The following is a 26,085-nucleotide window of genomic DNA, read 5'->3' on the forward strand; positions in this document are numbered from 1 at the left end:
GTTTGTCATATATAACGTTAATAGTCGCCAAAAGGATGAATGATCTTTCTTAATTTATTTGACGTACTATGATTAACGACAATAGAAACAAATGCTTATATTTGTTTGGTAAAGGGAAATTGAATGAGTATCACGGCATCTTCACCGCATATCGTTCAGCAGCTAGAGCAGTTTTACACCGAGCTAGGTATGGCGCAGGTAGAGAGCCTGTCAGATATATATGCCGACGATATCGAGTTTATCGACCCACTGCATCATCTTCACGGTTTGCAAGATTTACGCAGCTATTTCGAACATTTATTACAGAATACCACTCAATGCCATTTCGAATTTTACTCCCGGTTAATAGCAGAAGGGGAGTTTAGTCTTACCTGGAAAATGCAGTTTGCTCACCCCAAGTTGGGCAATGGACGAATTCTTTCGCTCGATGGTATTAGTCACATCAAGTTTAACGACAAAATCTATTACCACCGCGATTACTACGACGTAAGTGCTATGTTGCACGACCACATTCCAGTAATTGGTTGGCTCTCTAAAAAACTTAAAAATGGACTAGCCCAATGAATATTCTCATCACCGGAGCTAGCTCAGGCATTGGTAAACAGCTCGCGCTAGATTATCAAAAGCTCGGACACAAAGTGTGGGGACAAGGGCGTAATCAACAGCGTTTACAAGCCCTCACCGACCAAGGCATTACGCCGCTGCAAGTTGAGCTTAGCGATCTAGAACAAGTGCGTAGCAGCTTTGCCAGCCTACCCGCGATGGACTTAATTGTGTTGTGTGCCGGTAATTGTGAATACCTAGACCCACAGCGATTTGACGCTAAATTGTTCGAACGGGTGTGGCAAAGCAATGTGCTTACCATCGCTAACTGCTTAGATGCCCTGTGGGAAAACTTAAAGCCTGGTTCGCAATTGGCTTTAGTGGGCAGCCTTGCTCATTTATTACCTTTTAGCCAAGCGGGTGCTTACGGCAGTAGCAAAGCGGCGGTGCATTACTTAGCTCAAGCCCTTGGTACCGATTTAGGCGACAAACAAGTTAGCGTTCATTGTATTCAACCGGGCTTTGTTAGAACTCCGCTTACCGACAAAAACAGCTTCGCTATGCCCAGTATTATTAGCCCCGAACAAGCCAGTCAATCAATCATAAAAGGCCTAACTAAAGGTAAGGCGGTGATTAATTTCCCTAGCTTATTCAGTGGCTTTCTGCACATACTCAGTTGCTTGCCACATCGCTGGCAACAAAATATCTGTCGCCGTTTAGCTCACAAGGAAGGAGCATAGATAGAATGAAAATAGCCATAATTGGAGCCGGCGTTTCCGGCATGACTTGTGCGCACTTATTAAAAGAGCAGCACGAAGTAACCCTACTCGAACAAAACGATTATTTAGGTGGCCACACTGCTACCAATAAAGTCACTATAGAGGGCAAAGAACACGCGGTTGATACTGGCTTTATCGTGTTTAATGACCGCACCTACCCCTTATTTAACAAGCTATTGGCCAAGTTGGGCATCAAGGCTCAAGAAACCGAAATGAGCTTTAGTGTGGTAAACCCAGAGCTCAACTTGCAATACAATGGCCACGATTTAAATACCCTGTTTGCCCAGCGCAGTAATTTGCTCAAACCTAGTTTCTATAAGTTTATAAATGAAATTCTGCGTTTTAATAAGCTAGCCAAAGAAGCCGTAGACATTGATACCGCAGTAAGCCTCGGCCAGTTTTTAGAGCAGCATCGCTTCTCGAGAATGTTCCAAGAGAACTATTTGCTGCCAATGGGCGCGGCTATTTGGTCATCTTCGCTAAATGGCATTATGCAGTTTCCGATGCAGTTTTTTGCCCGCTTCTTTGTCAACCATGGCTTGTTAGATGTAGCCAACCGTCCACAATGGTATGTGATTCCTGGCGGCTCAAAACAATACATCAAGCCCTTACTAGAAGGCTTAGATGAGCAAATCCGCTTGAACAGCCAAGTGAGCAGCATTCAACGAGACGAGAACGGCGTAAGCATAGAGTGTAGCGACGGCTGGAAATGGCAGGGCGATGCAGTAATATTTGCCTGCCACAGTGACCAAGCCTTATCGGCACTTGGTGCACAAGCCAGTGACGACGAGCGCTCGGTATTAGGTAAACTCAAGTATCAGAATAATGAAGTGATACTGCATACTGATGAGCGCTTGCTACCTAGCATTCATCGCGCTAGAGCCAGTTGGAATTACCTATTGCCTCCTAGTGGAGATAGAGGCGACCGCTTAGCCAGCGTTACCTATGATATGAATCGTTTGCAGGGCTTAAGCGACGCGCCACAGTTTTGTGTAACCCTTAATCCTTTAGAGCCAATCGCCGAGGATAAAGTGATTAAACGTTTTAACTACATGCATCCGGTATTTTCCGTAGAAGGCCACCAAGCTCAACAACAACGCGACAGCATTTGTGGCCACAATCAAAGTTACTTTTGCGGGGCCTATTGGCACAACGGTTTTCATGAAGACGGAGTGCGCTCGGCGGTGGAGGTATGTCGTAAGTTTGGAGTGGACTTATGAATATAAAGCATTCGGCGATTGCCTTTGGTGATACTTTTCATCAACGTTTTGTGCCGCGCAAGCATGGCTTTAGTTATCGGCTTTATTACGCTTGGATAGATTTGGCCGAAGAACAAGCTGTGCAGCAAACGCTGCGCGGCTTTGGTCGCTTTTTACCTTGGTTTCGCTTAAAGGCGGGTGATTATTTGGGAAGCGAAAAAGGCACAATTCGAGATAAAGCCTTACGCGCCCAGCAGCGCTTTCAAGCCGACTATCAAGCCAAGCAAGTGGTATTACTTGGTCAGCTGCGTTGTTTAGGTTGGTACTTTAGCCCGGTTAATTTCGTGCTTTATGGCGACGGTGAAAAGTTCGATTACATGTTGGCAGAAGTGACCAACACCCCATGGAAGGAAAAACATCAATATTGGCTCGATTTAAATGAGCTTAAAGATCACGATAAAACCTTTCATGTTTCCCCGTTCAACCCCATGGATATGCGCTATAACTGGCAAGTTAAATTAGTACAGCAGCAAGTTAATATTGTGATTAACTGCTGGCGCCAGCAAAAGGAATTTAGTGCTGGCATAAATTTAATTAAGCAGCCATTAAACTCTTCTAGCCTTCGCCGCGTAATAAGTTCATACCCTTTAATGACTCTCAAAGTTGTTACTGGAATTTACTGGCAAGCATTGAAGCTTTGGATGAAAAAAGTCCCGTTTTATGGTCATCCAGCCAGTGCTAAAAAATAATTAAAATTGCCCTAAGGAAAAACTATGGCTACTGCAAAATCGCTTTCCTCTGCTTCAGTTTCCAGTGGTTTAGATTGGACCCGTCACCTTGTGTTAAAAACCTTTGATGGTTTAAAAGGCGGCGCTATCTTAATGAGTCAAACAGGCTACGAATCAGTTCATCTCGGTGAAGTTGATCACCCCGACACGGTAGAGGTACATATTCTCGACTCTCAAGTTTTTTCGCGAATTTTGAAAGGTGGAAGCATCGCCGCCGGCGAAACCTACATGGAAGGTTTATGGCGCTGTTCTAATCTACACCAATTACTGCAACTCTTGGCCGACAACCAAGATCACCTAGACAGCCTAGACAGAAAGCTACACTGGTTTACCGACGCATGGTTTAAAGTGCAGCACTTCTTTCGCCGCAATAACAAACGCCAAGCCAAAAAGAACATTCTGGCTCATTACGACTTAGGTAATGACTTTTACCAGTCCTTCCTCGACCCACAAATGCAGTATTCTTCAGCCATTTTTGGCGGACAAGATATCACTTTAGCCGAGGCCCAAGACAATAAACTTAAACGTATTTGTGAGCAGTTGAAGCTCGAATCGGGTGACCACCTTTTGGAGATTGGAACCGGCTGGGGCGGCTTAGCCATGTACGCCGCTAGCCACTATGGCTGCAAAGTTACCACTACAACTATCTCCGACAAGCAACACGCCCATGTGCTAGAAAAAGTCGCGGAGCGCAATCTCAGCCACTTAGTCACTGTGCTCAATAAAGACTACCGAGACTTAGAAGGCCAATACGACAAGCTAGTGTCTATTGAGATGATCGAAGCCGTAGGAGAGAAGTTTTTGCCCGGCTTTGCCCAGGTGTGTGCCAACAGACTAAAGGCTGGTGGCATTATGCTGCTGCAAGCCATTACCATTGATGACCGCCGTTTTTCGGCCTACCGCAAAAGCGTCGACTTTATTCAGCAATATGTATTCCCTGGTGGCTTTTTACCGTCGCCCTCGTTGCTCAAGCAGTTATTCTCAAAGCAGGGATTACAATCATTACAACGTTTAGAAATCGGCATCGACTACGCCGAAACTCTACAGCACTGGCATCAACGGGTGCAGCAACAACACAACAATAACCAACACTTTGGTTTCGACGAACAGTTCTACCGCCTGTGGCATTTCTACTTCGCCTACTGCGAAGCAGGCTTTAGAAGCCACAACATCGGCACCGAACAACTCACCATGGTTAAGGCTTAAGTCATGCAATGGCCAGTGTTAGTGCTGTTTAAGCTTAACTGGCTTGCTGCCTTTTTTTGGGGGCAGCAAGCAGTGGTATTTATGGCGCTTGGCGTACTGGGCTTAGTGGCTTTGCAAGTTCGCCGCTACCAGTGGGCAGTGCTTGTTCCTTGCGCCATGTTAAGCGTGGTGGGGGTTATTTTAGATTTTAGCCTGGTCAAAATGGGTGTGCTCAGTTTTGCTTCACAAGGTTTACCACTGTTTATGATGCTGCTGTGGGCCAGTTTTGCCTTGTTATTGCCAAGTTTAGCCAGCTTCTCTAAACCTTTTATGCCCTTGTTTGTGGCGGTAATGGGGCCGGTTTCTTACTACCTTGCCAGCTTAGCGCAGGTATTCGCGATACAGCCCGATGCAATATTAGGCCTACTTATTTTGTTTCCTTTGTGGGCCGGTTTTGCTTACTTGGCCAATTCGCTATTGGAGAAACGTTATGTTTAAAGCCAGATTGTTCAACGCTTTATCATTCAAATCTTTGCTGTTAGCGAGCCTGTTATTGAGCTTTGCTAGCCAAGCAGAAACCCAAATGCAGTTGGTGGGTGACGCAAAATTACAGGTATTGTTTTGGCCCATTTATAAAGTGAGTTTGCATAGCCCCGATGGGCTTTACCAGCAAAACCGCTACCCCATGACCCTTACCATTGATTACTTAAGAAAAATTAAACGTAACAAGCTATTAGATGCCACTCAAGATGAATGGCAGCGCCTTGGCGTATGTGAGCAAGCGCCTTGCGAGCAATGGTTAGCAGAGCTATCGGTATTGTGGCCAGATCTAAAAAAAGGTGACCAACTTAAACTGGTGGCCGATTCCGCCGACCAAGGGCGTTTTTACCTTAATGGCCAGTTGCTTGGCTCGTTGCAAGACAAGCTTTTTAGTCAGCATTTCTTAGGCATCTGGCTATCTGAAGATAGCCGTTTTCCTAAACAGCAGCGTAAATTAGTGGGTGCAAACTAAGCCTAGCTAGCTTGTTCAACACATTCATTAATCACTTGCAGCAAGGTTTCAACCGGTTGTGCGCCAGATAATAAATAGCGATTATTGAAGATAAAAGCTGGCACCGCTCTAATGTTTTGATTCTGCCATTGCTGCTTGCTATCTCTTACCGCCTCAACATACATTTCATCTACTAATACTCGCTCGGCCAGCTCTCGGCCTAGGCCAATGCTTTCAACAATATCCAGCAAAGTATTTCTATCGGAGGGATCTTTAGCCTGGCTAAAGTAAGCGTCAAACAAGGCCAGTTTTAGCTCGGTTTGTTTACCATAGGGCTGAGCCCAATGCAGCAGCTGGTGGGCTTCAAAGGTATTGTAAATACGCGACTCGGGGCTAAAGTGGAAACTAAAACCGAGTTCTTCACCCAAGCTTTTTAATTGGTCTCTTACCGCTTCACTTTGCTCAACGGTGCTGCCGTATTTTTCTTGAATATGTTCGCGCAGGTTTTGTCCTTCGCTTGGCATGTTGGGGTTTAACTCAAAGGGGTGCCATTCAATATGTGGGCGAATATCCTCGCTTAATTGACTAAGTGCTTGCTGCAAACGCAAATAACCCACAATGCACCAAGGGCACACCACATCAGACACAATATCTATGCGCAAAGAAATACCAGCAGACATAACTTACCCCTCGACTAAACCAGCTTAGAGTATGCGGAGTTGCCGGTAAATTGGCAACCACCGCACTAAATCAGGCGTAGGCTTATTTGTCGCTGGTGCAATAATGATTTGTTGTTTTTGATCTAAATAGATAGCTGGCGAGTTGCTATTATGCTGGCAGTTAAATTTAGAGGAATCTCTACCATGAGCACTTCATTGTTCGACACTATCAAGCTTGGCACTCACACCCTAAACAATCGCGTGGTTATGCCACCAATGACTCGCTCGCGTGCCAGTCAGCCGGGGGATGTTGCCAACCAAATGATGGCAAGCTACTACGCACAACGTGCCAGCGCAGGTTTAATCGTAGCCGAGGGCACTCAAATCTCGCCTATGGGTAAAGGCTACGCATGGACACCGGGCATTTATAGTGACGAGCAAATCGCCGGCTGGAAGCAGGTTACAGAGGCAGTACATGCCAAAGGCGGCACCATATTTGCCCAACTGTGGCACGTAGGACGAGTGACTCACCCAGACAACATTAACGGCGAACAGCCTATCTCATCGTCTGCCATTAAAGCCGAAAACGTAAAAGTATTTATTGATAACGGCAGCGACGAGCCGGGCTTTGTTGATGTAGTTACTCCACGCGAAATGAGCCAACAAGACATTGATGAAGTGATTCAACAGTTCCGCCAAGCAGCACTTAATGCCATTGCGGCAGGCTTCGACGGCATTGAGCTACACGCCGCCAACGGTTATTTGATCAACCAGTTTATTGATTCAGAATCGAATCAGCGTAGCGACCAATACGGTGGCAGTTTAGCCAACCGCCTGCGCTTTTTAGATGAAGTAGTTGCCGCCATGGTCGACGCCATTGGTGCCGAGCGAGTAGGCGTACGCTTAGCTCCGCTCACTACCTTAAATGGCACTGTAGACGCTAAGCCAGAAGAAACCTACACCGCCGCGGCAGCGCTGCTAAATAAACACAATATCGTTTATTTGCACATTGCCGAAGTAGACTGGGACGACGCGCCAGAAACACCAAAAGCCTTTAAACAAGCATTACGAGAAGCCTTTAAAGGCGTGCTTATTTACGCAGGCCGTTATAAAGCCGACAGCGCTAAACAAGCCATAGAGGAAGGCCTTGCCGACATGATTGGCTTTGGTCGCCCCTTTGTCGCCAACCCCGATCTACCGGCGCGACTAGAGCACGGCTACCCATTGGCCGAACATGATCCAAACAGCTTGTTTGGCGGTGGAGAAAAAGGCCTAACGGACTACCCAAGTTATAAGGCCTAGTTAGTAGGTTTTAGTTGTGAGAGCCAGTGAGCAAGGTAATTGCTCACTGGCTTTTTTATTGCGCTCTTGATGGGGAACTTACAGCTTTCCTATCAATGCACCTGCGTCTAATGTTCTAGCTTCTAGCTGTCCCGCTTAGTCACTTAACATTAGTGAGCTAACTCAAGTAAAGGGTATCTTGTTGAGTTAATGGTTATTTGCAGTGGTGTTGTTACTGTATGATTAAATGACGTTTTTCTAAAGCTCGTAATTACTTGGGGGCTTTGCAGATTACTACCTTGTAAGGTAGAGCAAGCTGCAAGGTCGCAGTAATCAAATGTTAGCTATTTAGTTGAATTTTCGGAGCATAATGAAAAAAGAAATCCCTGCACCAGTTATCGCAGTTATATCTCAAAACCTTCCAGAGATAGAAACTCATGCGAGCCTTGATAACTTGTTCTTGTATGCCGATGCTCCCGGAGAACCGCCAGAAGGCTCTAAACCTGTAAAAGTACAGGCATGGCTCAGAAGAATAAATAAAGAGTCTGATTACCCATTGAAGGTGCTGGGTAAACTAATAGAAACTCACATGGAATTACCTGAACAAGATGAGAAAGAGCAGGTCCTGTGGGGGCACAATGTTACTAATCATAAAAAAGAGTTTAAAGAAAAACTCGTGTCAATTTTTGCACAATGCCATTTCACTTATACATCTGGTGGTAACATCTCTGACGGAAGCGCAGCTCCAAGCAAAGCTTTATCAGAACTTATTCAAGGTCGAGATATTCCCTCAATAGAAGCAGAATTTAATAGAGCATTGGAAAATGTCAATTCTGAACCGCGAGAAGCAGTATCTGCTGCTTGCAATATCCTTGAATCAATTTTCAAAGTTTATATTGCCGATGAAGGGCTAAGTAAACCACAAAAGCAAGACCTTCAAAACGTTTGGAAGATTGTTAGAGGTGATTTAGGGTTCGATCCTAAGCTAGTTCAAGATGATGATCTAAAGCGAGTGCTCAGTGGAATCATTTCTATAGTCGATGGAATTGGAGCATTTAGAACGCACGCTAGTTCAGCTCATGGTGAAGGTCGAAAACTATATAACCTTAAGCCAAGGCACGCGCGCTTAGCCATCAATTCAGCTCATACAATTGCTCTTTTTGTCCTTGAAACTTGGGATGAACGGCGCAAAAAGTAGATAACAAGGCCATCAAGAAAGGCCGCAAAAAGCTTGGCTTGCGCTCATTCTTCGCTAATTATGGCCAAGCATTTTTCGCCTCTGTATGGCGGCGTTGTAATCTAAGGAAGGAATGGAAGCGTTAAGTAAAGCCAGAGCATCAGCATACATAATTGGGCTATTCATTTTACCGGTTGTCATTTCAGCGAGCTTCAAGTTAGCGAACTTCGGTTCAATTGGGCCAATTGTATTTTGGTATTCGTTGCTCTCATTTCCAGTACTGGCTTTTCTGTTTTTTTTCATATTTGGGGAGCGACTTGACGGTCGTGTTGCAGTTTTACTGAGCGTTGTATCAGGTCTGGTATTCTCAGCATTGCTGCTGAACTTCTTCATGTGGATAACTTGGTTGTTTGGGGTCAATAGCTATCAGGCTATGTAATTTGGGATATATCAAGTTGCTCAACGAGAATAAATGGGGTCAGAGTCAAATTAAATCAATTATTGGCTCCGTTCCCATATCGTTGAAAGTGTTCAAATAAACCACAAATAAAATATCAACACATTTTCTCTTTACCTCAAGCATGCTTGAGGTTTTATGCTGGTGGCCACTGAACAAGTTTGGAGCCTTTTAATGAATACTCGCGCTTTTTTACAACGCATCGATTTTAAGCAATCAGTAACTATAGACCTTGCCACTTTAAGCCAACTACAGCAGCAGTTTTTGTTTAATGTGCCTTTTGAAAATCTCAGTATTCAGCAGCAAAAGCCGCTAGATTATCGCCCTTCGGCAGTATTCAACAAGGTGGTTGAGCGCAAGCAGGGCGGGGTGTGTTACGAGCTAAACAGTTTGTTTTGTGACGCTTTGCAAGCGCTGGGTTTTAAGGCGCGAATCATTGCAGCGCAAATGTGGCCAGATAAAAAAGCCCGTGCCGATTGGGATTACAACCACATGGCGGTAATTGTAAAACTGGCGGGCAAAGAGTACTTAGTGGATGTGGGCAATGGCATTTATTTAGGCAAACCCTTAGCGATTGCGGGTGGTGATTATGCTGAGTGTGAGGGCCTGCGTTTTCATTGTGAGGCTTATGACGATGAACATCTAGTCTTGTTAACTGAGCCGTTAGCTTCTATACAAGACCGCTCGGAACAACAAGTGCTTGTTCAGCGCTATGTATTTAAGCCAAAAGGCGCTATGCGTGAAGACTTTAAACCTGCCTGTCATTATGTAGAAACTTCGCCAGACTCTGTATTTGTGCAAAAGCTAGTTGTAACCCGCTGGACCGAACAGGGGCGAATCACCCTAAGCGACAATACCTTTATCGAGACTGATTTAGCGCAAAACCGAACGGAAACAGCTGTGGCTGATACTGAGCGAAACACTCTATTAAAAGATAAGTTTGCGCTTGAGCTTTAGCCTTACGCGCTGGTAACGCAAAACAACAGCAGCCAAGGCTGCTGTTGTTTTGCAAGCTACGACTTAAAGTCGTCTTGGTAGTTTTTAGGTGGTGGCGTCCAGCCTCGCTCGGTGAGTGAGTGACCGTCGCTGCGATCTTTACTCATGGCTTTGCCTAGCAGCTCTTCCAATTGCAAAAACAGGTCGCGGTAATCGTTACTAAAGCGGTTATCTTCGTGACCAGCTAACCAAGCTTGATAAAGCTTTTCTTTGTTATCTTTTTCTAGTTGGTCAAAAGCACTTTTAAGCTGCTCTGACTTAAAGGGATGAAAGCCTAATTCGTTAAGTGCTCGACCACCCATTTCTAAGGCCGAGTAGTAGGCTTCGGTGATGATGTGGTCGGCACCCAAACTGCGCAGTTCGTAGGCGTGGCCACGGTCAAATGCCCGCACCATTAAACGTACATGAGGGTGAGCGTGTTTTACGTATTTAACAATGTCGCGCACCTTCTCTTTATCATCAATGGTGACCACCATTAGTTTGGCTTCTTCAATGCCAGCGGTATGCAATAAGTCTGGTTGAGTGGCATCGCCATAGTAGCTTTTAATGTTAATTTTACGCATTAATTCTACTTGGCCAGCTTGATGATCGAGCACCACGGTTTTTATCCCATTGGCTACCAAGAAACGGTTTACGATTTGGCCAAAACGACCAATGCCCGCCACAATCACGGTGCCTTGTTCGTCTATATCATCGGGCTCTTGAGTATTCTCGGAGCGCTCGTAACGCGGCAAAATAACTTTGTCGTAAAGAATGAACAAGCTCGGTGTTAAGAACATTGAGAAGGCCACTACTAACGACAATATTTGCGATAGGTCTTGGGGGATTACATGGTTTTGCACGGTGTAGTTAAGCAATACAAAACCAAATTCACCGGCTTGAGCCAGGCTTAAGGCAAATAGCCAACGGTCGCTGTTTCTAATCTTAAAGGTAATCGCCAGCGCAAACAAAATGGTGGCTTTAATTAGCATGATGCCTAAGGCCATGGCGATAACTTTGCCCCAATGCAGCTGCAATACGCCAAAGTCGACACCCGCACCCACGGTGATAAAGAACAAGCCTAGTAGTAAACCTTTAAAGGGTTCGATGGTGGATTCTAACTCGTGCCTAAATTCACTGTTGGCGAGTACCACACCCGCAAGGAATGCACCTAGAGCCGGAGATAAACCCACCAAGCCCATTAAGGCGGCAATACCAATAACCAGCATTAAGGTGGCTGCGGTAAAAATCTCGCGTAGCCCAGAGCTGGCCACATAGCGGAAAAGTGGCCGACTAAGGTAATGGCCGCCAACAACTAAGGCCACAATAGCTACCACCACCACAATGCCATACGCCCAGCCGGGTAGGTGAGCCACTAAGTTTAGGCTGTCGCCGTGTTCGGCCGCCGCTTCACCCAGCTTTTCTGATAGGGCTATTAGCTCGGGTAATGCTAATAGCGGAATTAGCGCCAGCATCGGGATTACCGCAATATCTTGAAACAGCAATACCGAGAAGGAGGAGCGCCCACCGTCGGTTTTGGCTAGGCCTTTTTCGTTAAAGGTTTGCAATACAATGGCGGTCGAAGACAGCGAAAAGATTAAGCCAACGGCCAAGGCCACCGACCACTGCAGGCCAAAGGCTAAGCAAAGCAACATCACTACCACAGTGGTAATGCTTACCTGCAGGCCACCTAAACCTATTAGCTTGTGGCGCATGTTCCATAGCATGCGCGGCTCTAACTCTAAGCCAACAACAAACAGCATCATCACCACGCCAAACTCGGCAAAGTGTTGAATAGTGGCGGTTTCACTGCCCACTAAACCAATCACTGGGCCAATAATTACCCCCGCAATTAAGTAGCCTAATACCGAACCTAAACCTAGGCGCTTAGCCAGCGGCACAGCCAGTACGGCGGCAATTAAGTATACAAACGCTTGTAAGAAGTAACCTGTCATAGCAAGCCCCTTATAAGGTCTATGTTTTGTACATCTAACTTGGCTAAGCCAGAAGCAAGTTCTAGATCTAGCTTGTTGTTTACTAAAGAGTTAAGTAGTTGGCTCCAATCATCTAGATGTTTTTTGTCGCGCTGTTCTTCGGCGGCAGTTCGCGAGCTAAACAAGGCAAAAGGCGCTAGGTAGCGCATGCCAATCAGTGAGGCGGTTTGCTCTATTGGGTGCAGTAATTCGCGAATGGTGAAATGGTTATAACCTTCTTTGCGATAAGCCGCCTCTGCGCCGCCTGCGGTAATGGCGCATAGCAAGGTTTTACCATGCAACATGGTGCCACCGAGTCCATAAGCAAAGCCGTATTCCAGCACTAAATCTTGCCATTCTTTTAAGATGGCGGGCGTGGAATACCAGTACAGTGGAAATTGCATAATCACAATGTCGTGTGCTAGTAAACGCTGCTGTTCTTTATCTACGTCTATTCGAAAACTGGGGTACTCGCGATATAAATCAACGGCGGTTACGCCATCGGTTTTACTGGCGAGTTTGAACATAGGGCTGTTTATTTCTGAGCGATCTTGCGACGGGTGCGCAAATAGCAGCAATACTTTATTTTTCTGCTTCGGCATTAGCAATTCCTTTTAGCCTTGCATAACAAGCTACGATAAAAATTAGTTTCAATATAGGTAGTTTTGGCAACTAGGTTCAAGTAAAAAGCGAATAAAATTAGCTTATTAGGCTTATCTGGAGGCTTAACTATTCTACCGTTGCTGAAGCGGGCTGCGACAAAATACCAAATATTTGTTGTTTGAGTTGAACACGCTGTAGTTTCATTTGCATGAAGTATTGATCTTCTGCAGGGACTTGAGTGGCTTCTAAGCCGCGTATTTTATGGTCTAGTTGATGATAGCGCTTGGCGAGGGCATTAAAATCACTGTCTGCTACTTTAAGCTGATGAATTTTATCCCGATGTTCTGGAAACTCAAAAATAAGCGCGTGGTTCTCACCTAACATATTTGCCTCGTTAGCTTGCTGGCCTAGCTTTTAGCTTAGTCGAAATTGGCTAAACTAGGCCACTTAGCTCTTGGTTTAAGGCAAAAGTTTACGCGCTGATTTTAGTGGTTAAGGCTTTAAGCAAGGGCAAGAGTCGGCCACGATTAGCGCTAAGGCATTGGCTAACACGTCAAAACGGGCATGGTTAAACTTATGCGGTTCGCCATCTAAGTTGGTTGGAATGAATTGCTCGGATTTGGTTTCTAACCAAGGGGTTTGCCAAGAGATTACGTACTCAGCTTCAATTTGTTCGCCATTGCCAAAGGCTGTAGCTTCTTGTAGTACTTGGCTTAGCGCAGTAGCGGGAAAATCACGTACTAAACAAATGTCCATTAGGCCATCGTTAAGGTAGGCATTGGGCCCCAATATTTGGCCGCCGCCAGCTTGCTTACCATTGCACAATGCACCAATGATGATGCCGCCAGAGATTTGCTTGTTTGGGCTGCTAAGCTCGCCAATATAAGGCTTAAAGTTTAAAGCCTGCACAATGCCAGATAGGGTATAAGCACCACCGCCTAAAAAGTTTTTAAGCTCTACTGGGGTCTCGGCGGTGATCTGTGCACCAAAACCGGCAGTGAGTACATTCATAAAATAGAAGTGTTGCTGAGTCTCTAAATCGGTAGCTTGCATTACATCAACCGGTTTGGCGCTGTTGGCTAAGGCAAACTCTAAAGCTGCTAATGGCGTGTTAGGGATTTGGCAGGCTGTGGCAAAGTCGTTGGCTGTGCCCAGTGGCAATACACCCAGGCTAGGGCGTTGTTCGGCTGGATAGTGCATAAGGGCTGATACCACCTCTTGCACCGAACCATCACCACCGCCAATCACTAATTTTTTCTCTGGCTTGTTCCAACCTTGTTGGTGGGCTTCTGCGACTAAACGTTCAACATCACCGCCTTCCCAGGTCACTCTTACCTGAATGTCGTGACCTTGCTTGCGCAACTGTTGCACGGCTTCACGTATTTCCGGCAGGTGGGCTTTCTTTCCGTTTAGTATTATTCGAAGTTCCACAATTAACCTCTATTTAGTTATCAGCAACTTAACTGCCTTATTACTATATGCACGATTGAATTAGCTGGCTAGCAAGCAGCTATATAATGGCTAGTGTTGCTTAGGCTAAACCTTTCATTCTTAGGTATAAAGCTTCTACTTTATCGCGCGCCCATTGGGTTTTACGTAAAAACTTCAGGCTAGATTTAACACTTGGGTCATGGGTAAAACAGCGAATATTGATGCGAGCGCCTAGCTCGTCCCAGCCATAAAATTCAACGAGTTCTTCAACAATGCTTTGAAGGGTTTTGCCGTGCAGGGGGTTGTTTGCTTGGGTCATTTTTAAACCTATTGTTCTTGCTCCGCTTCAGTGTATCAGCTTCAAATAGAGGCAGCTAAAGCAAATCTGGATTAATTGGCTTATTGCTTCATATCTCTTATGGTTTGCGCAGACTCTGCAGCGCAGATAGGTTATGGTTAAACGGAATGTAATTAACGGGAAAATGGCTTAAATGGAAGGTTTTTTACGCATGGTTCGAGTGCTTACCGCCTTGGGTTTGTTTGCATTAACGGCTGCAATTGTATTTTTTACCCTAGAGCTTCGCCAAGTGCGACTACAGCTGCCCAGCATGTTAGAGCAAGTGGATAGCACGGCGCAGCGTGTTGACCCTATTGTGGCGCAAGTTGCTGAGCTGCAAACCTTTATCCCGCAAATTATTGAGCAAAGCGAGGGCTATCAAGAACTGATCCCCGAGGTATTAAGCCGAGTAGATGATATTAACGCTCAGCTTCCTTTGATCATGGATGAAGTCGCTTCAGTTCGCCAAGCCATTGAGCCGGTATTAGAGCAAACCGAGGCCTGGCGTGAAGAGTTACCGTCTATCCTCAAGCGAGTGGATGAAACCAACACCACCGTGCGCGGAACCAATCAAGAGATTGCCAAGGTGGTGCCGCAAGTGCCGCTTATTTTGGCTGAAAGCGAAGCCATTCGTGGTGAAAGTGAAGCACTTAGAGCCGAGATCCCCGAGATTATTGCCAGCGCCGATGATTTAGTGAGTAAAGCTGAAGATGCCGGTAAAGAGGCCAGTAAAGGCCTAGTGACCGGTTTTGTGGGAGGCATTTTAACCTCACCGTTCAATCTTATCGGCAGGATTGGCGACAACACTACCGAGCGACTAGGCCTTAAGAGCTCAGACAGCATTACCGACGATGACCGGGACGAATACGAACAAGCCATGAAGAAGCTGATGGAAAAGCCAAAACAAGGGGCTAAAGAGCAGTGGAGTAATCGCAGCTCGGGTAACAGCGGGGTAATTACCATAAAAACATTGGCGATGCAGGGCGATGTGCAATGCTATCAATTTGTCAGTGATTTTGTGATTGCCAAGGGTGAGGATAAAGGTGAGCACCAACTCATTACCGAAGCTTGTGAAAATTAGTCAGCTCAACTTAGTGTAAGCAATCTAAAGTAGCGTTAAGGACTAAGTAAGACAATAGGTAATATTTTGATAAATAGGCTTATTATCTCGAGTTGAGATTAAATAACAAAATTTGCTAAAGGAAATCTCTGTATTGCCGCTATAAATTTGATATCCAGGAATAGGAGGTAGAATGGAAATCAGTGGAGCAAGCACTTCGCAGTCTATGGAAGTGATTTCAGCCAAACTGGCGAAAAGCCAGCAAGAGCAAGACGGTAAGGCGGTGCAAGAATTAGTGGCCGCAGCTGATGTACCAGAAGCCGCACCTGCGACTAGAGCTGGTCTTGGCGAAAATATAAATATAAAAGTGTAAATAGACTAAGCCGCATCAGCGGCTTATTTTTTGTCTGACTATTCAATGCTCAAGCCGACAGGATTAAGCCACTTAATCAGCTTAGATCAGCCAATATCGAACGCTGAAAACAGCTTGGCTTCTTGTTTATTTAAGTGCATAGCACATTTAAATGACTGGTCATCATAGTGCCTCACAAAGTGAAATAGAGCGTAATTGTTCGACGAATTCGCCGCTAACGACTAGCTTAAATTAGCCGAGTGCCTAACAGGAACTAAGCGCAGGCTTTTAGCTAAAGTAGATGTTTGAACGCTTTGGGCAAAGCCTTAATTTGTACGCCTAATTTTTGTGAACACAGATCACTTTTCGAGCTGCAGTATTAGATCTCAATCTCATTTATTAACATTCTTTCACATTTGTATTATTAAATTATATATCTTTGTGGTTCATTAGATTTGAAAACGCTCTCGTATAGAGTTTCAGACAATGTGGAAACGGAGATAGCTGTTATTTCCACGTCAACACACAGCACTGAGTCGACTATGTACCAAAACTATATGGTTGATTTATACAACATTAGGTGAATGGATAAATGAAACATATCTATCTAAAAAGCTTGCTAGCAACTTCTGTTTTTCTTGCCGTTGGTTGTACATCAACTTCTGGCTCTGATTCTGTTGAAAAGTTTACCAACAACAAAGAAACCGGTGAAGCTCTATTAACGCCAGTAGCAGTTACAGCAAGTAGCCACGATGGTAACGGCCCTGACCGTTTAATCGATCAAGACATTACAACGCGTTGGTCAGCAGCCGGTGACGGCGAGTGGGCGACGCTGGACTACGGTTCAGTTCAAGAGTTTGATGCTGTTCAAGCTGCTTTTAGTAAAGGTAACCAGCGTCAGTCTAAGTTTGATATCCAAATGAGTGTTGACGGTGAAAATTGGACAACAGTACTAGAGGGCCAAGAGAGCTCTGGTAAAGCCCTAGGTTTAGAACGTTTCCAGTTTGAGCCTGCAGTAAATGCCCGCTACGTAAGATACGTTGGCCACGGCAATACCAAAAATGGTTGGAACAGTGTTACTGAATTAGCTGCAGTAAACTGTGGCATTAACGCTTGTCCATCAAGCCACATCATTACCAGTGCAGTTGTTGCTGCTGAAGCGTCAATGATTGCAGAAATGAAAGCGGCCGAGAAAGCACGTAAAGCAGCGCGTAAAGACCTTCGCTCAGGTGATTTTGGTGCGCCAGCAGTATACCCTTGTGAAACCACGGTAAGCTGTTCGCGTTCTGAGCTTCCTCCAACGCCACCTCTACCAGAAACGCCGTTAGCGGGTAACGCGCCAAGTGAGAACTTTGACTTGTCTTACTGGTACTTATCTCAACCTTTCGACCACGACAAAAATGAACGTCCAGATGACGTAAATGAGTGGAACTTGGCAAATGGTTATTCACACCCTGAAATCTTCTATACAGCAGATGATGGTGGTTTAGTATTTAAGTCTTACGTGAAAGGTGTTCGTACTTCTAAAAACACAAAATATGCGCGTACCGAGCTTCGTGAAATGCTACGCCGCGGTAACATGTCACACAAAACCAAAGGTGTGAACAAAAACAACTGGGTATTCTCAAGTGCTCCTGAGTCAGATCTAAAAGCTGCCGGCGGTATTGATGGCGTGCTAAACGCTACCCTTAAGATTGATCACGCCACTACTACTGGTGCCGCTAACGAAGTAGGTCGCTTTATCATTGGCCAGATTCACGACCAAAACGATGAGCCAATTCGTTTGTACTACCGTAAGCTACCAAACCAAGCAACGGGTGCGGTTTACTTTGCCCACGAAAGCCAAGACGCTACAAAAGAGGATTTCTATCCGCTAGTAGGTGATTTAACTGCTGAAGTTGGCGAAGACGGTATCGCGCTAGGTGAGGTATTTAGCTACCGCATCGAAGTAGTTGGTAACACCATGACCGTTAGCGTTATGCGAGAAGGCAAAGAAGACGCAGTTCAAGTAGTAGACATGAGCGACAGCGGCTACGATGTTGGCGGTAAGTACATGTACTTTAAAGCGGGTGTATACAACCAAAATATCTCTGGCGACTTAGATGACTACTCTCAAGCAACCTTCTACAAGCTTGAAGCATCTCATGATTCTTACACTGAGAAATAAGCCTTAGCTATCAATTTGTTTATACTAAATACCCCGCTTTAGAGCGGGGTATTTTTTTATCTGCCGTAAGCTTTGCGGCTTATTTGTTTTGATAATCTAGACCAAGATAATCGAATACAAAACCCATCAACCACAATGGACCTATTAACAGGTACTGAATATCTTCAAAGAAGGAAGGTTTAGCTCCTTCTATTTTGTGGCCGATAAATTGGCCAACCCAAGCTACCACAAAGATAAATACGCTTACTTTCCAAAGAGCCAGCGGGCTAAACTGAGTAATCAAATCACAGACTAAAAAGCAACTTAAGGTAAACAGAGCCATGGCTAAGGTGAGCGGTTTAGACAAGCGGAAGTAAAAGCCATGAACCGGTATGGCTAGCAAGCTGGCAAGATTGAGCCAACATAGCGCATTGCTGTTGCCTGTATTAGTTCCCGGTAAGGGTACTGACCACAGCAAGCCAACAATACTGAAATAGATGGCAGGCACCATAAACCAGTGGATGGCTTTGTTAGTAGGGTGTTGATGGCTACGTGCATATTCCTTAAACCACTGTTGAACTGGCTTGGACACAATAAGCTTCCTGCTTACTTGTTAAAAAAATGTTACTTTAGCAGTTAGAGCTCTGACCAGTAGGCTTAGGCTTTAAGTTTGAGAGCTGGATCTCGCGACCTTTAGTTTTCGTCAATAAATTTGAGTTGTTTGATAAAGCGCTCGATGGCCTTATCGTCGTGGCTGGAAAACTGATATTTGTTGTGAAAGAAAACGCTAAGCTCTAGCTGGGCATTGCTTACAACAATGGTGTAGCCGTCCCAGTCGGAGCTGGCACTTAGGCCTTCATACAAGTAGTTATCTTGCTGCTTGGTGCCTAAGCGGCAGATCTTTTCGTAAACCCGCAGTACTAAATTAACGTCAATCAGTCTTTGCATGCTAGTTTAGTCCTAGTTGTTTAATCAAACTGCTTACCTACGCCACAGCTTTGCTCGTCACAACGTTCTTTGCCAGTTAACAGGCGTGAAATTTTGAAGCGATTTTTAGCAAAGATTAAATAGGCTTTATCCGATGCTTTACGCAGCAATGGAGTGCGCAATAGCTGTATCCACGGTTTTTGATTGACTAAGCCCCAAGCCTGAGCGGTGACATCCAAGCCTAGCAGCAAGGTGCCCTCGTTGGTTTCTGCGTGCAGCATGTCGCTGGCTTCGCTACGGTCAATGTGTGGGTACTTGCTAGTGAAGTCTGCTTGATTGATATCTTGCAGCTCGATGAGCTGGCGATGATCAAAAAACTTAAGTTGACGCATTTCTTCAGCGCAAAGCGGACATTGTGCATCGTAGAATATTCGTAATTGCATAATTAATTCCTATTACTGATAGCCCAGAATCACTAGGTGGCTTAGTACTACTACTGTGGTTAATTTTAAGCGCATGGCCTGGTAGCTTTTGCCTAAGCGGCTGGGATTGCTACTGTGCCATTCGCGGTAGTAAAGGTAGATAAAGGCACAGGCGAGTATCACTAATGCGCTGCTGCGGGAATTAAGCAATAAACAAGCAACACCAAGTAATGTGAGGCCGTTACTTAGGTACAACTGCGCTGGGCTAGAGGCTTCGCTGTTTAAGGTTTGTGCCCATAAGCTGCCCGACAAAAAACACAAAATTGCCACGCTGTAGTATAAAAATACTTGAGTAGCAGGCAAGCCCAGTAGCGGAAGTTTCACTGCAACCGCCAGCGCTAGTGCGATAAAAGCGCTTAAGCCGGCATAACCCAGTAGCTTGTAGCTTCGCTGTAATTTATCCAATCTGTCACCTCAATAATTGCTTGCTATTAAAACGCATCAAGGTGGCAAATAGATCGCTTAGCTAATTGTTACTGGCAGACTTATCTAGCGGCAATACATTGCAGAATAGGTCTTTTTCGTACTGTTTTTCTAAATGCTCTCGCCAGTTTCGTTGGCTTATTGGAACTAAATAAAAGGTTTCGCGGTTGGTGTCGGTCACAAAGGCCATGCCGTGGGGCATTAGTTCGTAATGAATATCGTGTACAAAGCTTAGAGAGAAGCTTTGCCTGCCAGTTAAATGATTGATGTCTTCACGTGATAAACACACGCCTTTTTTGTCTTCACCAAAACGGTCTTGTAACCATGATGAAAACTGTTTAGCGCTAATCATTGTCATAGTGAGCGCCCCCTTAGGGTGGGTGAATTTTGTACAGTTGAACAGTAAAGTTATAGCAGAATGAGCAGTGAAAGGAATTGACAACTTACGCAGAAATGGTTGATTTTGCTGTAAATAGCCTTAGGAAACAAACGCTTAAATTTTTTTGAGGGCAAGGCTTAATAACCTTGCCCTCAATGACGCTAGAAATTAGCCAGGAAGAATGGAATTAGCAGTGCGTTCACTAAGTCGATAAAGAATGCACATACTAACGGCACAATGATGAAGGCTAGGTGAGAATTACCATAGCGCTGCGAAACCGCTGACATGTTGGCCATCGCCGTCGGTGTTGAGCCTAAAGAAATACCACCAAAGCCTGAACAAATTACCGCTGCATCATAGGATTTACCCATAGCTGGGAATACCACAAAAATGTTCACCAATATGGCAATCATAAACTGTGCTGCAAGAATCGCTAAAATAGGGCCGGCTAAATCAATTAAGGTCCACAGCTGCATGCTCATCAGTGACATTGCCAAGAAGGTACCTAAAGATACGTCGGCGATTAAGGCAATGGCCGGTTTGCGTGATGGCCACTGTGTACCGGTTAAGCGCGGTAGCGAATTTGGCACTAAGTTGGTCATTACAATACCGGCAAACAAACAGGTCACAAATAGCGGCAGTTGCAGGCCAGCCTGTGAAATAGCTTCGTTTAGCAAGAAGCCAAGAATCACACAGACATGAATGGCTAAAATGGCGTCTAAGAAGTCAAAACCGGTAATGCTGTTGTCTTTATTTTTTTCGGCTACCCCAACATCTAAAGGCTCTTCTTTTTTAGGCTTTAAGTTGTGTCGATTAACCAAGAACTGGGCAATTGGGCCACCCATTAAGCTGGCTAGAATTAGACCAAAGGTCGCACTGGCAATACCAATCTCCATGGCATTACTAATGCCAAAGTCTTCAGCAATTCTAGGTGCCCAAGCAATAGCAGTACCATGGCCGCCAATTAGCGACACACTGCCGCCCAGCATACCTACGGCAGATTCCAAACCGAATATTTTGGCAACAGTGATACCGGTTAAGTTTTGCAGGATCATGTAACCAATAGTGATGCCTAACAAAATCACTAGCGGCATTCCGCCTTTTAGCAAGTCTTTAAGGCTGGAGTTAATACCGATGGTGGTGAAGAAATACACCAGCAAGATATCTCGAGCAACTAGGGTAAATTCAATTTCAACTGAGGTAAGCGCGTAAATCAAACCAATCATTACCGAGAATAAAATCCCTCCGGTAACCGGTTCTGGAATACTAAACTCACGAAGAAAACCTACCGCTGCATTTATTCGTCTACCGATAAATAGCACCAAAATACCAATGGTGGCGGTGAAGAAGGAGTCAAATAGTAGAACTCCATTGTCAAACTCAATACCCATAAAACTTCCTATAACAATAATTATTTATACATACCGATGGTATGTCGAGCAGGATCCATCCTACTTAGGTGTATAAGTGGCGGAATAGTTGCAAATTTCGGCAAATATTTCGACATTTAGTGTAGAGAGAGATTGCTATTGAGTAAACGTAATTTAGTCATTACTTCGCTCGGAGCCTTGCTCTGAGGCTGTTAGTTGTCTGTAGAGTAATTGAGGAATGTTCGATTAAAAATTTTATTTTGCTTGACTATTTTTTGCTATTATTCGTTTTTTATTGTCTTTTGTAGTTCATGATGCTGTTAGCTTCGCATTTATGCCCTTTGTCATGAACTAAAGATAGACCGGCAACCTTAGCTTGCGCTAGAGTCTGCTCTCAGTTTGAAAAGGTAAAGAGTAATGCGACGCATCATTTTAGCTGTGGTGGCGCTTCTTACTGTTGTTACATGGATGTTTTACAGTGACGACGTGGCTGAAACAGAGCTTAGTCCAAGCAAACCGGTTACCGTAGAAGTGGTAACCGTTGAAAAGGGCAAACTACGTGAACAGGTTCATTTATTAGGCAATGTTTTTTCTGCCCACTCGGTAAATGTGAAAGCTGAGGTCGATGGCCGAATAGACACCATTGCTGTTCGCTCCAGCCAAGCCGTTCGCCAAGGTCAATTACTGGTGCAACTCGATGATCGCCATCAACGTGCAGTATTACAGCGTGAGCAGGCTCGTCTCGACGATATTCTTCGCCAACATCAAAACCTATTACAGCTACTGCCCAAAGGCGCTACCACTCAAGCCGAGGTAGACCGTTACGAATCGCAAGTGGCCATGCAGCAAGCTGAATTAGCTCTAGCAGAAGCCGCCTTGCAAGACCGCGCTATTCGCGCGCCATTTAGCGGCAAGTTGGGTCTAGTGGATTTAAGCCCCGGCCAACTGGTTAACTCCGATACCGTGCTCACTACCTTGGATGATGCCGATACCTTACGCCTAAACGTGCCGGTCGCAGCCCGTCATTTAGGCCGCATTGAAGTGGGCCAACAAGCCTATTTGCATCAAGCTGGCTTAAGCTCGCGGGTATTTGATGCATCGGTAAGTAGCATCGACAGCCGAGTGCGTGGCGAAAGCCTTAATGTGTATATCCAGTTATCTATCGATAATCAACAAGCTGGGCTAGCACCGGGCACCTTGGTAAGCGGTGAGCTGGATTTAAATGCCAACCCGCGGGTATTGATTCCGCTGCAAGCTATTGCCTATAACGGCGATCGCCGCTTTGCTTATCGGGTAAATCAACAAGTGGCTGAAAAAGTAGAGTTAGAATTAGGCCAGCGTGGTGACAACTTAGTTGAAGTGTTAAGTGGCTTAAATGCCGGCGACCAAGTGGTTAACAAAGGCTTGGTGAAGTTACACGACGGTATTGAGATTGAAGTACTTAACTAATGAAAATATCTGATCTGTCGATGTATCGCCCGGTAGCGGCGATTGTACTCAGCTTGCTACTGATGTTGTTTGGTGTGGTTGGGTACAACGAACTCGCAGTGCGCGAAATGCCCGATATAGAAAGCCCGGTGGTCTCTATTGGTACGCCCTATCGTGGCAGCGCATCCTCAATTGTAGAGTCGCAAATCACCAAACCCATTGAAGACGAACTCAGTGGTATTGATGGCATAGACTACATTTGGTCATCTTCTTGGGATGGCTGGTCGGGCATTACCATTACCTTTAAACAAGGCTCCGACATGCTGGCTGCGGTTAGCGACGTGCGCGATGCGGTAAGCCGAGCGCGTAATCGCTTACCCGATGACGTTGATGAGCCGGTGGTGCGTAAAAACGACAGTGAAGAAGCCCCCTTTATGTGGCTTAACCTCACCGCTACCTTGCAAGATAGATTAGAGCTTAGTGACTTTGCCCAACGGATCTTAATTGAACGCCTTAGCTTATTGCCGGGGGTAAGTGCTGTTAATACCTCGGGTTTAGTAGAGCGGGTTATGTATGTGGAGCTAGACCCCACTGCCATGGCTGGGCGCGGCTTAACCACCAATGATGTGATTGATGCGCTAAATCGCGAGAACCTGCAGCTCCCCGCCGGCTATGTACGTAATGACAGCCTAAATATTGTGGTGCGCATGGAGCGCATGTATCAGCAGGCTGACGATTTCGCCAAGCTGCAAATTGCCAATTTCTCTGGTGACCACGTCACTTTGTCAGACATTGCACACATCTATGTTGGCGCCAAAAAAGACACCACCACCTTTAAAAGTAATGGTGTAGACAGTATGGGGCTAGGCATTGTGGCTATGTCTCAGGCTAACCCGCTAGAAGTAGCCGATATGGTAAAAGCCGAGCTAGTAGAGCTAAAGCGCTTTTTGCCTGCTGGCGCGGAGCTTACTGTTGATTACGACAGCACCGTATTTATTCGCCAGGCGATTAGCGAGGTGTATTCCACCTTGCTGATTTGTGCGCTGTTGGTGGTGGCGGTGTTATACCTATTTTTAGGCCGCTTAAGTGCCACCATTATTCCTGCAGTAACCGTTCCTGTATCTTTGATTGCGGCCTTTTCTGTGGCTTATTTATTTGGTTACAGCATTAACCTGGTCACTCTGATGGCGCTGATTTTAGCCATTGGCTTAGTGGTGGATGATGCCATTGTGGTGGTGGAAAACATTATTCGCCATCGCGCAGCGGGTGAGCCGCCATTAGTCGCTGCATTTAGAGGGGCTAAAGAGCTAAACTTTGCGGTAATTGCCACCACTGTAGTGTTGGTGATGGTGTTTTTGCCACTGGTATTCATGCAAGGAAAAATAGGTGATTTGTTCACCGAATTTGCGGTGCTGTTGTCTGCGGCAGTGATCTTTTCATCGCTGGTGGCACTGACTCTTGCGCCAGTGATGGCCGGCAAGTTATTTGAAAAAAATCCTAATCAAGCCACCTGGATGAGCCGCTCGGTTGGGCGTGCTATGACAGCCCTGCAGCAGGCTTATGCCAAGTTACTAACTCGTATAATTAACTACAAGTTTTCTGCTGTTGCAGTTGTAGTCCTGTGTATGGGGCTACTGGTTTGGGCTTATCAACAGCAACAGCCAGCGTTTGCGCCTAAAGAAGACCGCGGCGTAGTAAACGTATATGTGGGCGGAGTAGAAGCGACCAGTTATCAGCGCATGGTAAAAAGCATGGCTGAGATTGAACAACGCTTGTTACCAATGATGGCGGATGAGGGGCCGATAGAAACCCTGAACTACTCGGCGCCTGCTTTTGGTAGTTGGGCAGATCACCAAGGCTTTTTTATTGTACGTTTAAAAGATTGGAGTGAGCGCAGCCAAGATGCCGCCGAAGTGGTAGAAATGATCCGCGAGGCCGCCCACGATGTACCAGACGTGAAAGTTTATCCTTACCAACCTAGCTTTGGTGGCAGCATGGGCGAGCCGGTGCAGTTTGTATTGCAGGGGGATGATTACACCCAGCTATACCAATATGCTCTAGAGCTAGAACAACAGGCTAAAGACAGCGGCTTAATGCATGGTGTGCAGCTTGATTACAATCCCACTACGCCAGAAATTTTGTTGCAGGTTAATCGCTTAGCCGCGCGTGAGCTGGGTATTAGTGTCAATGATATCGCCAGTACCTTAGAAGTATTGTTAGGTGGCCGCGCGCAAACCCGTTTTGAGGAATTTGGTGAAGAGTACGATGTTTACTTAAAAGCTGACGAGAGCCAGTTCCAATCGCCTAGCGACTTAAGCAAGGTGTATTTGCGCAGCGATACCGGTGCTTTAGTGTCTTTAGATACTTTGGTGGAGGCCAGAGATGTCGCCTCGGCACGCGGCTTATTCCATTACCAGCGTAAAAAGTCGATCAACCTAAAAGCCAACCTGAGCGATAACATCAGCTTGGGCGAAGCGCTAACTTTTTTAAACCAAGCATCTAGCGAGATTTTGCCAAGTGGTTACACCGTTGATTATGCCGGTGAATCAAAAGAGTTCTACGATAACCAGCGTGAGATCTGGCTGTTATTCGCCTTAGCCTTGCTGGTGTGTTACTTGGTATTAGCTGCCCAGTTTGAAAGCTTTATTAGCCCTGCCATTGTGATGCTTACGGTGCCCTTAGGTTTACTAGGAGGCTTACTGGGTTTGTTGATTACCGGAGAGAGTTTTAATATCTACAGTCAATTAGGCTTGTTAATGCTGATAGGCATGGCCACCAAAAACGGCATTTTAATTGTCGAGTTTGCCAACCAACTACGTGACCAAGGTTTAGCGGTTAAAGAAGCCATAATTAAAGCTTCTACTAATCGCCTACGCCCGATAATTATGACCGCCATGACCACCTTGCTGGGAGCTGTTCCAATGTTGTTGGCCACTGGTGCAGGTTCTGAAACACGCTTTGCCATTGGTATTGTTATCTTTAGTGGTATGTTGCTTGCCACCTTTGTCACCTTATTTGTGGTACCGTGTTTGTATCATTTATTAGGGGCATTAAGCGGCTCGCCCGAAGCGCGTGCAGAGCAGCTAAAGCAGCAATTACAAGCCCCTAGCGTACTGAGTAATAGTGACAACTAATGCGAA

General features: G+C 45.5%; 27 protein-coding genes and 1 pseudogene. 16 read left to right on the forward strand and 12 right to left on the reverse strand.

The genetic code is table 11. The annotated features are described in order from the left end of the window. Nucleotides 1-123: 123 nt before the first annotated feature. From G6R11_RS06175 to G6R11_RS06205, 7 genes are read left to right on the forward strand one after another with little or no spacing between them, the layout of a single operon-like run. Nucleotides 124-564, forward strand: coding sequence for a nuclear transport factor 2 family protein (locus tag G6R11_RS06175; protein ID WP_163132213.1), 441 nt, complete (start codon nt 124-126; stop codon nt 562-564). After that, the gene (locus tag G6R11_RS06180; RefSeq protein WP_163132214.1) at nt 561-1,283 is read left to right on the forward strand and encodes an SDR family NAD(P)-dependent oxidoreductase; all 723 of its coding nucleotides are present in this window, start codon (nt 561-563) and stop codon (nt 1,281-1,283) included. Before G6R11_RS06175 ends, G6R11_RS06180 begins: the two co-directional genes overlap by 4 nt. A gap of 5 nt (nt 1,284-1,288) precedes the next feature. Next, nucleotides 1,289-2,542, forward strand: a complete 1,254-nt coding sequence (locus G6R11_RS06185) for an NAD(P)/FAD-dependent oxidoreductase (protein ID WP_163132215.1) — start codon at nt 1,289-1,291, stop codon at nt 2,540-2,542. Next, a complete protein-coding gene (locus tag G6R11_RS06190) occupies nt 2,539-3,270 on the forward strand; it encodes a DUF1365 domain-containing protein (protein WP_163132216.1) in 732 nt (243 codons plus the stop codon). Before G6R11_RS06185 ends, G6R11_RS06190 begins: the two co-directional genes overlap by 4 nt. A gap of 24 nt (nt 3,271-3,294) precedes the next feature. Beyond that, a complete protein-coding gene (locus tag G6R11_RS06195) occupies nt 3,295-4,515 on the forward strand; it encodes a cyclopropane-fatty-acyl-phospholipid synthase family protein (protein ID WP_163132217.1) in 1,221 nt (406 codons plus the stop codon). 3 nt (nt 4,516-4,518) lie between these two features. Next, nucleotides 4,519-4,992 (forward strand): DUF2878 family protein, encoded by a 474-nt coding sequence (locus G6R11_RS06200; protein ID WP_163132218.1) that lies wholly within the window; start codon nt 4,519-4,521, stop codon nt 4,990-4,992. Then, on the forward strand, nt 4,985-5,506 hold the full coding sequence (locus tag G6R11_RS06205; RefSeq protein WP_163132219.1) for a chalcone isomerase family protein: 522 nt from the start codon (nt 4,985-4,987) through the stop codon (nt 5,504-5,506). Before G6R11_RS06200 ends, G6R11_RS06205 begins: the two co-directional genes overlap by 8 nt. A gap of 2 nt (nt 5,507-5,508) precedes the next feature. Here G6R11_RS06205 and G6R11_RS06210 read toward each other — a convergent pair whose 3' ends face one another. Next, nucleotides 5,509-6,165 carry a DsbA family oxidoreductase gene (locus tag G6R11_RS06210; protein WP_163132220.1) on the reverse strand — a complete coding sequence of 219 codons (657 nt, stop codon included), beginning with the start codon at nt 6,163-6,165 and terminating at the stop codon, nt 5,509-5,511. 183 nt (nt 6,166-6,348) lie between these two features. Here G6R11_RS06210 and G6R11_RS06215 point away from each other — a divergent pair, with 183 nt between their 5' ends. The 4 genes from G6R11_RS06215 to G6R11_RS06230 all read left to right on the forward strand — a co-directional run bounded on the left by G6R11_RS06215 (nt 6,349) and on the right by G6R11_RS06230 (nt 10,016). Beyond that, the gene (locus G6R11_RS06215) at nt 6,349-7,446 is read left to right on the forward strand and encodes an alkene reductase (protein ID WP_163132221.1); all 1,098 of its coding nucleotides are present in this window, start codon (nt 6,349-6,351) and stop codon (nt 7,444-7,446) included. 349 nt (nt 7,447-7,795) lie between these two features. After that, the gene (locus tag G6R11_RS06220; RefSeq protein WP_163132222.1) at nt 7,796-8,623 is read left to right on the forward strand and encodes an abortive infection family protein; all 828 of its coding nucleotides are present in this window, start codon (nt 7,796-7,798) and stop codon (nt 8,621-8,623) included. A gap of 112 nt (nt 8,624-8,735) precedes the next feature. Beyond that, a complete protein-coding gene (locus tag G6R11_RS06225) occupies nt 8,736-9,041 on the forward strand; it encodes a hypothetical protein (RefSeq protein ID WP_163132223.1) in 306 nt (101 codons plus the stop codon). 192 nt (nt 9,042-9,233) lie between these two features. Beyond that, nucleotides 9,234-10,016 (forward strand): arylamine N-acetyltransferase, encoded by a 783-nt coding sequence (locus tag G6R11_RS06230; RefSeq protein WP_163132224.1) that lies wholly within the window; start codon nt 9,234-9,236, stop codon nt 10,014-10,016. A 56-nt stretch (nt 10,017-10,072) separates the two neighbouring features. Here the strand turns inward: G6R11_RS06230 and G6R11_RS06235 are convergent, their stop codons facing one another. From G6R11_RS06235 to G6R11_RS06255, 5 genes and pseudogenes are all read right to left on the reverse strand, one after another. Then, complete coding sequence (locus G6R11_RS06235) at nt 10,073-11,989, reverse strand: monovalent cation:proton antiporter-2 (CPA2) family protein (protein WP_163132225.1); 1,917 nt, start codon at nt 11,987-11,989, stop codon at nt 10,073-10,075. Beyond that, on the reverse strand, nt 11,986-12,609 hold the full coding sequence (locus G6R11_RS06240; RefSeq protein ID WP_163132226.1) for an NAD(P)H-dependent oxidoreductase: 624 nt from the start codon (nt 12,607-12,609) through the stop codon (nt 11,986-11,988). The genes G6R11_RS06235 and G6R11_RS06240 overlap by 4 nt, the downstream gene beginning before the upstream one ends. A gap of 127 nt (nt 12,610-12,736) precedes the next feature. Then, nucleotides 12,737-12,994: a YdcH family protein gene (locus G6R11_RS06245; RefSeq protein ID WP_163132227.1), complete on the reverse strand. Its 258-nt coding sequence runs from the start codon at nt 12,992-12,994 to the stop codon at nt 12,737-12,739. 108 nt (nt 12,995-13,102) lie between these two features. After that, the gene (gene yegS, locus G6R11_RS06250) at nt 13,103-14,041 is read right to left on the reverse strand and encodes a lipid kinase YegS (RefSeq protein ID WP_163132228.1); all 939 of its coding nucleotides are present in this window, start codon (nt 14,039-14,041) and stop codon (nt 13,103-13,105) included. A gap of 106 nt (nt 14,042-14,147) precedes the next feature. Next, nucleotides 14,148-14,360: pseudogene (locus tag G6R11_RS06255) on the reverse strand (VF530 family DNA-binding protein); the annotation flags it as partial. Nucleotides 14,361-14,532: 172 nt separating this feature from the next. Between G6R11_RS06255 and G6R11_RS06260 the strand changes: the two are divergent. The 3 genes from G6R11_RS06260 to G6R11_RS06270 all read left to right on the forward strand — a co-directional run bounded on the left by G6R11_RS06260 (nt 14,533) and on the right by G6R11_RS06270 (nt 17,957). Further along, complete coding sequence (locus G6R11_RS06260; RefSeq protein WP_163132230.1) at nt 14,533-15,459, forward strand: hypothetical protein; 927 nt, start codon at nt 14,533-14,535, stop codon at nt 15,457-15,459. Nucleotides 15,460-15,631: 172 nt separating this feature from the next. Further along, on the forward strand, nt 15,632-15,811 hold the full coding sequence (locus G6R11_RS06265; protein WP_016400965.1) for a hypothetical protein: 180 nt from the start codon (nt 15,632-15,634) through the stop codon (nt 15,809-15,811). A 571-nt stretch (nt 15,812-16,382) separates the two neighbouring features. Next, nucleotides 16,383-17,957: a polysaccharide lyase family 7 protein gene (locus G6R11_RS06270; protein ID WP_163132231.1), complete on the forward strand. Its 1,575-nt coding sequence runs from the start codon at nt 16,383-16,385 to the stop codon at nt 17,955-17,957. Between the two features lie 79 nt (nt 17,958-18,036). Here G6R11_RS06270 and G6R11_RS06275 read toward each other — a convergent pair whose 3' ends face one another. The 6 genes from G6R11_RS06275 to gltS form a co-directional block, all read right to left on the reverse strand. Beyond that, the gene (locus G6R11_RS06275) at nt 18,037-18,528 is read right to left on the reverse strand and encodes a DUF962 domain-containing protein (protein ID WP_163132232.1); all 492 of its coding nucleotides are present in this window, start codon (nt 18,526-18,528) and stop codon (nt 18,037-18,039) included. A gap of 101 nt (nt 18,529-18,629) precedes the next feature. Then, nucleotides 18,630-18,884 carry a DUF3081 family protein gene (locus G6R11_RS06280; RefSeq protein WP_163132233.1) on the reverse strand — a complete coding sequence of 85 codons (255 nt, stop codon included), beginning with the start codon at nt 18,882-18,884 and terminating at the stop codon, nt 18,630-18,632. Nucleotides 18,885-18,904: 20 nt separating this feature from the next. Continuing rightward, nucleotides 18,905-19,306 (reverse strand): thiol-disulfide oxidoreductase DCC family protein, encoded by a 402-nt coding sequence (locus G6R11_RS06285; protein ID WP_163132234.1) that lies wholly within the window; start codon nt 19,304-19,306, stop codon nt 18,905-18,907. Nucleotides 19,307-19,318: 12 nt separating this feature from the next. Continuing rightward, on the reverse strand, nt 19,319-19,750 hold the full coding sequence (locus G6R11_RS06290; RefSeq protein ID WP_163132235.1) for a DUF3429 domain-containing protein: 432 nt from the start codon (nt 19,748-19,750) through the stop codon (nt 19,319-19,321). A 61-nt stretch (nt 19,751-19,811) separates the two neighbouring features. Then, entirely contained in the window at nt 19,812-20,126 is a 315-nt protein-coding gene (locus G6R11_RS06295; protein WP_163132236.1) for a hypothetical protein, read from the reverse strand. Nucleotides 20,127-20,308: 182 nt separating this feature from the next. Beyond that, entirely contained in the window at nt 20,309-21,538 is a 1,230-nt protein-coding gene (gene gltS / locus G6R11_RS06300) for a sodium/glutamate symporter (RefSeq protein ID WP_205472628.1), read from the reverse strand. 396 nt (nt 21,539-21,934) lie between these two features. Between gltS and G6R11_RS06305 the strand changes: the two genes are divergently transcribed. Continuing rightward, a complete protein-coding gene (locus G6R11_RS06305; protein ID WP_163132237.1) occupies nt 21,935-22,966 on the forward strand; it encodes an efflux RND transporter periplasmic adaptor subunit in 1,032 nt (343 codons plus the stop codon). Then, the gene (locus G6R11_RS06310) at nt 22,966-26,079 is read left to right on the forward strand and encodes an efflux RND transporter permease subunit (RefSeq protein WP_163132238.1); all 3,114 of its coding nucleotides are present in this window, start codon (nt 22,966-22,968) and stop codon (nt 26,077-26,079) included. The genes G6R11_RS06305 and G6R11_RS06310 overlap by 1 nt, the downstream gene beginning before the upstream one ends. Nucleotides 26,080-26,085: the final 6 nt, after the last annotated feature.

It is taken from the genome of Agarivorans sp. Alg241-V36, from assembly GCF_900537085.1.
In the GTDB taxonomy this organism is placed as follows: Bacteria; Pseudomonadota; Gammaproteobacteria; order Enterobacterales; family Celerinatantimonadaceae; genus Agarivorans.